The sequence below is a fragment of the Streptomyces cahuitamycinicus genome (genome assembly GCF_002891435.1).
Taxonomy (GTDB): Bacteria; Actinomycetota; Actinomycetes; order Streptomycetales; family Streptomycetaceae; genus Streptomyces; species Streptomyces cahuitamycinicus.
The window spans coordinates 1-2614 of sequence record NZ_POUC01000705.1 but is presented as its reverse complement, the minus strand read 5'-3'; the positions used below and the strand labels follow the sequence as shown (position 1 = coordinate 2614).

Genomic DNA, 2614 nt, shown 5'->3' with positions numbered 1-2614 from the left:
CACCTCCGGCAGGCCCTTCGCGGCCCGCGAGCCCCAGCACCTGCCCGCCGCCCACGACTGGGCCGCCGAGGTCGCCGCCGGCATGGACGCCGGCGTGCGCATCTCGCTCCGCCTCGACCTGTCGGCGTACGACCTGTTCGACGACACCTCCGACGGCCGTGCCCGCAGTGCCGGCGCCGCGATCGTCCAGGTGCACAGCCTCGCCGACCCTACCCTGGTCGCCGACGCGGCGGCCCTGTGGGCGGGGCAGGCCGGCGACGCCTTCGGTCCCCGCGCGCGCGTGGACGCGGCCCTCGCCGTCCGCCGCGCGGCCCGCGTCTGGCCCCCGCTCGACCGGCTCGCCGACCAGGATGTGCCCGACGTGCTGGCCCTGACCGAGGACGAGCTGAGCGACCTGCTCGGGGTCGCGGCGACCCGGCTCGCCGCGGCCGGAGTCGCCGTGCACTGGCCGCGGGACCTCGCGCAGGACCTGTCCGCCGCGGCGGTGGTCCGCCCGGCCCCCGGCTCGGCGACCGACGGCACCGGCTTCTTCGAGAGCGAGGACCTCCTCCAGTTCCGCTGGCAGCTGGCGCTCGGCGGCGACCCGCTCACCGACACCGAGATGGACGCCCTCGCCGAGGCCCACCGCCCGGTCGTGAGGCTGCGCGACCAGTGGGTGCTGGTCGACCCGGCGCTCGTCCGCAAGGCCCGCAAACGGGACCTGGGCCTGCTCGACCCGGTCGACGCGCTGTCCGTCGCCCTCACCGGCACGGCCGACGTGGACGGCGAAACGGTCGAGGCCGTCCCCGTGGGCGCGCTGGCCGCCCTGCGCGACCGCCTGACCGCGGGGATCCACCCGGCCGAACCGCCCCCGGACCTGCGGACCACCCTCCGGGACTACCAGCTCCGTGGCCTGGCCTGGCTCGATCTGATGACCACCCTCGGTCTCGGCGGCTGCCTCGCCGACGACATGGGCCTGGGCAAGACCGTCACTCTCATCGCCCTGCATCTGAAGCGGGCCCGCCGTGAGCCGACACTGGTCGTCTGCCCCGCCTCCCTGCTGGGCAACTGGCAGCGGGAGATCACCCGCTTCGCCCCGGGCGTGCCCGTCCGCCGCTTCCACGGCCCGGACCGCAGCCTCGACGGCCTGGACGGCGGATTCGTCCTCACCACCTACGGCACCATGCGCTCGGCGGCCCTCGCCCTGGCCGAGCGAGCCTGGGGGATGGTCGTCGCCGACGAGGCGCAGCACGTCAAGAACCCCTACTCGGCCACCGCCAAGGCGCTGCGCACGATCCCGGCCCCCGCGCGCGTCGCCCTGACCGGCACGCCCGTGGAGAACAACCTCTCGGAGCTGTGGGCCCTGCTCGACTGGACGACCCCCGGCCTCCTCGGCCCGCTCAAGTCCTTCCGGGCCCGGCACGCGCGTGCCGTGGAGAACGGCGAGGACCAGGAGGCGGTGGAGCGCCTCGCCCGACTGGTCAGGCCTTTCCTGCTGCGCCGCAAGAAATCCGACCCGGGCATCGTGCCCGAGCTGCCGCCCAAGACGGAGACCGACCACCCCGTCCCGCTCACCCGTGAACAGGCCGCGCTGTACGAGGCGGTGGTCCGCGAGTCGATGCTCGCCATCGAGACCACCGAGGGCATGCCCCGCCGCGGCCTGGTGCTGAAGCTCCTCACGTCGCTGAAGCAGATCTGCAACCACCCGGCGCTGTTCCTCAAGGAGGAGCACCACCGCGCCGCGGGCGACCGGCTCGCCGCCCGCTCCGGCAAACTCGCCCTGCTCGACGAGCTGCTGGACACGCTGCTGGCGGAGGACGGGTCCGCCCTCGTCTTCACGCAGTACGTGGGGATGGCCCGCCTGATCACCTCCCACCTGGCTTCCCGCGCGGTCCCGGTCGACCTCCTCCACGGCGGCACGCCGGTCCCCGAGCGGGAGCGCATGGTGGACCGCTTCCAGGCCGGTTCGACGCCCGTGCTGGTGCTGTCCCTCAAGGCGGCGGGCACCGGCCTCAACCTCACCCGGGCAGGACATGTCGTGCACTTCGACCGCTGGTGGAACCCGGCCGTCGAGGAGCAGGCCACCGACCGTGCCTACCGGATCGGCCAGACCCAGCCGGTGCAGGTGCACCGCCTCATCACCGAGGGCACCGTCGAGGACCGTATCGCCGAGATGCTCCAGTCCAAGCGCGCCCTGGCCGACGCGATCCTCGGCTCCGGCGAGTCCTCCCTCACGGAACTGACGGACCGGGAGCTGTCCGACCTGGTGTCCCTGCGGAGGTCGTCATGACACCCGGCCCGGCCGACGAGGCCCGCCGGGCCCTGCGGGAGGCCCGGCAGCGGGCGGCCCAGGACCCCGGCCGGGCAGCTGCCGCCCGTCCTGAGCCGTCCCCTGCCGGGGGAGCCGCAGGCCAGGACACGACACCCGCACCGGCAGCCGCGGCACGCGAGGCGCTGCGACGGGCGGTGGCCGAGCAGCGGGGGAGCGGGCGGGGGGACACCGGTGCCTTCCAGGCCGCTCACTCCTCCGAGGCCGCTCACTCCATCGAGGCCGCTCACTCCTCTGAGGCCGCTCACTCCTCCGAGGGTGCCGGCACGCCCCGGGGCGCCGATGCTCCCGAGGCTGCCGCTGGTG

General features: G+C 74.9%; 1 protein-coding gene and 1 pseudogene. Both read left to right on the top strand.

Annotated elements, in window-relative coordinates; genetic code table 11:
- On the top strand, nt 1-2269 hold a 2269-nt coding region (locus C1J00_RS41865), incomplete at its 5' end, for an SCO1167/SCO6262 family helicase (RefSeq protein WP_102914042.1).
- Nucleotides 2266-2614, top strand: a pseudogene (locus tag C1J00_RS44885) (SWIM zinc finger family protein); the annotation flags it as partial. The gene C1J00_RS41865 and the pseudogene C1J00_RS44885, both read left to right, overlap by 4 nt.